5 protein-coding genes are annotated in these 4492 nt (G+C 47.0%); all 5 read right to left on the reverse strand.

Features of this window, described 5'->3' with window-relative positions; genetic code table 11:
• The coding region (locus tag H5U02_14125) for a response regulator (GenBank protein MBC7343559.1) at positions 1–464 on the reverse strand (464 nt) is incomplete at its 3' end.
• 13 nt (positions 465–477) lie between these two features.
• On the reverse strand, positions 478–1782 hold the full coding sequence (locus tag H5U02_14130) for a methionine gamma-lyase family protein (protein ID MBC7343560.1): 1305 nt from the start codon (positions 1780–1782) through the stop codon (positions 478–480).
• 20 nt (positions 1783–1802) lie between these two features.
• Complete coding sequence (gene hfq, locus H5U02_14135) at positions 1803–2033, reverse strand: RNA chaperone Hfq (protein MBC7343561.1); 231 nt, start codon at positions 2031–2033, stop codon at positions 1803–1805.
• Positions 2014–3030, reverse strand: a complete 1017-nt coding sequence (gene miaA / locus H5U02_14140) for a tRNA (adenosine(37)-N6)-dimethylallyltransferase MiaA (protein MBC7343562.1) — start codon at positions 3028–3030, stop codon at positions 2014–2016. Before miaA ends, hfq begins: the two co-directional genes overlap by 20 nt.
• Positions 3015–4328 (reverse strand): tRNA (N6-isopentenyl adenosine(37)-C2)-methylthiotransferase MiaB, encoded by a 1314-nt coding sequence (miaB, locus tag H5U02_14145; GenBank protein MBC7343563.1) that lies wholly within the window; start codon positions 4326–4328, stop codon positions 3015–3017. Before miaB ends, miaA begins: the two co-directional genes overlap by 16 nt.
• Positions 4329–4492 lie beyond the last annotated feature (164 nt).

Consider the following 4492-nt stretch of genomic DNA (forward strand, 5'->3'; position numbering starts at 1 on the left):
TCCTTGCGTTCTAAAAGCACACTTAGTTTTTCTTGTATTAATTTGTTACCAGGTAGGCCGGTCAGCGGGTTAAATGCTCTTTCTTGGCGCGCTCTCCGTAAATGGCTTTTAATCCTGGCGGCTAACTCCACTAGCTCAAACGGCTTGGTAAGATAATCGTCTGCTCCTGCTTCTAACCCCATGACTTTGTCGGCGGTGGTATTTCTGGAAGTTAACATAATTATGGGAGTAAAGGCGGAAACAGTATCATTCCTGAGTATGCGACAAAAATCTATCCCACTAATGTCCGGTAACTCTATGTCAAGAATAATTAGGCTTGGATTTTGGTTGTGTACCAATTCCAAAGCATACGCGCAGTTAGATGCCTCATACACCTCGTAACCTTCTTCTCTTAGGTAAGCCGAGAGGATCCGCACAATAACCTTATCGTCATCAACTATGAGAATCCGGTTCTCTGTCTCCATAGCTCTCCCTCGTCTATGTACCTTGCAAACTTAGAAGGTTCTCGTCAAGCATTTCTTGAAATCCGTAAAGCACACCCAGAACAATGTGCTCAAAGGTCAACCCACCCTGCAAAAAAACCGCATAGGGCGGACTAACTACTCCGTCCGCGCTTAGTTCAATGGACGAACCCTCAACGAACGTTCCGGCAGCCATAATTATAGGGTCCTGATAGCCGGGAAGCTGGGCAGGCTCAGGCTTAACGTGAGAATTTACAGGGGACCCCCTTTGTACTCCCCGACAGAACGCTAGCATTTGCTCCCGTTTCCCAAATACGATGGTTTGGACGATGTCTCCTCGCTGATCCTCAGCTTTGGGGAACACCTCAAACCCGAGCATCTCCGCCAATTTAGCTGCGAAGATTGCCCCCTTTAGCGCCTGAGCCACCACGTGGGGAGCAACAAACAAACCTTGCAGACTAAACCGATTCGTACCCAAGCTAGGCCCAATATTCAACCCCAGCCCTGGTCCCATTAAGCGACTGGCAATCAGGCTTATTAGCTCGCTGCGCCCACAAATATATCCACCCGTGATAGCAAGACCGCCCCCTGGGTTCTTAATCAGAGAACCTACTGCCAGATCCGCACCAAAATGGGTTGGTTCTTTAGTGGAGACAAATTCACCATAACAGTTATCCACTAGGCATAACGTATCAGGGCTTACCTCCTTAACTATTCTCACCATACGCCCAACTTCCTCTGCGCTCAGGGACTTACGTTTGAGCAAATAACCACGAGATCGCTGGATATAAGCAAGCTTAATTGGCCTTTGAAACCGCTTACGGATCCCTTCAATATCTACCGTACCGTTTTCCAAACCAAATGCTTTTAGTGGCAACTCCAAATACTCTACTCCCCATTCAGCCAAGCAGCCCGGAGTTGGCTTTGAGGCTCCGATTATTCCGTTCAATGTCTGATATGGCTCTCCGGTTATGGATACGAAAACATCGCCTGGTCTTAGAATGCCAAAAAGAGCTATGGAGATGGCATGAGTACCAGAAACGATTTGCGGCCTCACTATAGCCTTATCACTGCCAAAAGTAGTAGCAAAGACCCGTTCAACTACGTCCCGGCCTTCATCATCGTAACCGTAGCCGGTTGCATAATTAAAATGGAAGTTGGAAACCCGGTGTTCACGAAATGCCTCTAATACCCGCTGTTGATTGCACATGCTAGTAGCATCAATTGCGTCGAATAGTGGGCGTACTTGGGCAATAGCCTTTTGGGCCAACTCGTTAAGCCTAGCATCGAAAATCCCAGCTACATCGATAATCTGGTGCATAATCCTATATCCCTTTAATGCTATTGTTCTGCTGTAATATCGATGGGTCTGGCGCTCACGATAGTAGATATGGCATGCTTATAGATCATTTGCTGCTTCCCGTCACTGTCAATGAACACAGTAAAATTATCAAATCCTTGGACAACGCCCTTCAACTGGAACCCGTTAACTAAGTAAACTGTAACTGGGATGCCATCTTTTCGGGCTTGGTTTAAAAAAGAATCCTGTAAACTAGTCAAGCCTTTGCCCATTTTTCTTGCCTCCTGCAATGTGCACTCTGAGACGATGCACGATAAAATCAGAGATTTGTTCAGCCGCCCGCAAGGGATCGTAGCGTTTCTCCAGTTTGAACCATACAATTTCTGGATCCCGCTTAAACCAGGTAAGTTGCCGTTTCGCATAATGTCGCGTATCCCGCTGGATCTCCCTTATTGCTGTCGCCAAATCCTTTTCACCGCTAAGGTAAGCTGTTAGTTGGCGATAGCCCAGGCTCTGGAGGGCAGGCAAATCAGAACCATAGGTTTTTAAAAGGTTAGCCACTTCCTCGACAAAGCCCTGCTCGACCATTTTAATCACCCGGGTATTGATCCGGCGGTAAATTTCATCGCGATCAAGGGTTACTCCTACCTTACATGTCGCATACGGAAGAGCTTCTTGGGTTTTTCTCAATTCCGAGAAGGGAATACCCGTTTTGATATAAACTTCTAATGCCCTGATAATTCTTCGTGCATCGTTGGGGTGAATTCTCTCAGCGCTCTCGGGGTCAACGTGGCGTAACCGATTCCACAAAGGGACGCTTCCGTTCTTGGAAAGCTCTGCCGCAAGGCTTTCTCTTATTTGCGAGACATCGCCGATAGGAGGAAGATGATACCCACCAAGAACTGCCTTGACGTACAACCCCGTTCCTCCTACCAGTATAGGCAAAGCGCCTCGCTGCACAACCTCAGGAATCAGTTTAGTAGCTCGCACTTGGTATTCTTTAACGTTAAAAGAATCATTAGGCATACAGATATCAATTAGGTGGTGAGGAATCGCCTTGCCAGAGGATGCCACTTGGTCCTCTGGCATGGTTTTGTTACTTCCTATGTCCATGCCCTTGTAAACTTGAACGGAATCGGCCGAAAGAATCTCACCGTTGAGTCTGGAAGCTACTTCAACTGCTATCCTTGACTTTCCTACCGCAGTTGGACCTACCAGGGCAGCAACCGGAAATTTCGCCCTCCCTTCCTCAGTTACAGCCTTCCAAATAAGTTCCACATTCCAGCCCCCGTAATACAAACCTCGACCAATTCGCCGGTATGAATGCCTGGCTTTTGATTAAACACAACTACCTTATTGGTTCTGGTTCGGCCAGAAAGCTGGGCAGGATCAGTCTTACTTGGCCCCTCCACCAATACCTCTAAGCATTTTCCTACCAGTTTTTGGTTTGCCATAAGAGTCAGGCGGTTTTGGACTCGAATTAGCTGTTGAATCCTCTCTTTCTTCATCGTCGAAGGTACTTCGTTCTTAAGCCCATAAGCAGCAGTGCCAGGTCGCGGAGAATAGACAAAAGTAAAGGCTTGATCGAAATGTAGCTTTTCCACCAGATCCATCGTGTCAGCAAAGTCTTGGTCCGACTCGCCGGGAAAGCCCACGATTAAATCAGTAGTAATGCTAACTTCTGGGTTCTCCTGCCGGATTTCTTCCACCAATTCCATATATTGTTCCCGGGAATAACGGCGATTCATCTGGGCTAAGATACGGTTGCTCCCTGATTGTACCGGCAGGTGCACATGTTCACATACCTTTGACAGGTCGCGGATTGCTAGAATCAACCTACGGTCAAAGTCTTTGGGGTGAGAAGTTACAAAGCGAATTCTGGATACGCCGTCAATTGCATTTATCTTTTCTAGCAAATCAGGAAACCTAATAGAAACCCCAAGGTCTTTTCCGTAGGAGTTTACGTTTTGCCCCAAAAGAGTTATTTCCCTGAACCCTTCTTGAACCGCTTCCTGGACTTCCTTGACAATTGCTTCTGGGCTTCGGCTAATTTCTGGCCCTCTGGTATAAGGTACTATACAGTAACTACAGTAATTATTGCAACCTGAGGAAATGGTTACAAAGGCATTTACTCCCGCTGCCCTCCGAGGAAAAACCAACTCCGCTTTTTTCAGCGGTTCATCAACTACTTCAACAATTGGCTTCTCCTGCCTTTGGGCCTGGGCAATAAGTTCAGGAACGTTACAGACATTATGGGTCCCAAACACAAAGTCTACCTCGGGGATCCTTTTCCTGATCTCCTGTGCTACTCCTGGTTGTTGGGGAACGCAGCCACCTACCCCGAGGAGTAAGTTGGGGTTTTGTTTTTTCATGCTCTTGAGGCGGCCAAGTAGGCTGTACATTTTGTCCTCAGCCTTTTGCCTTACAGCACATGAATTGAGAATAATAACATCGGCTTCGTTCTCATTGTTAGCCTCTTCATAACCTTTCTGGGTAAGGAGGGCAGCAAGGATTTCAGAGTCATATTGGTTCATTTGGCAACCGAACGTTTTAATAAAGAACTTCATGGCCTTAATCGATACTCCTGGTTAATACTCCTAGAAAGCCCTTTGTGTAATTAGGGCGTACAGATCATCCCACGTACCCTGGTAAGTTGAGCGGGGACTAATACAATTGCGGTTAAGGACATATCCTTCGAGAAGAAAAGTAGCCATCCCCAAGTTCCCTGCCA

This window comes from Clostridia bacterium (genome assembly GCA_014360065.1).
Taxonomy (GTDB): domain Bacteria; phylum Bacillota; class DSM-521; order Neomoorellales; family JACIYF01; genus JACIYF01.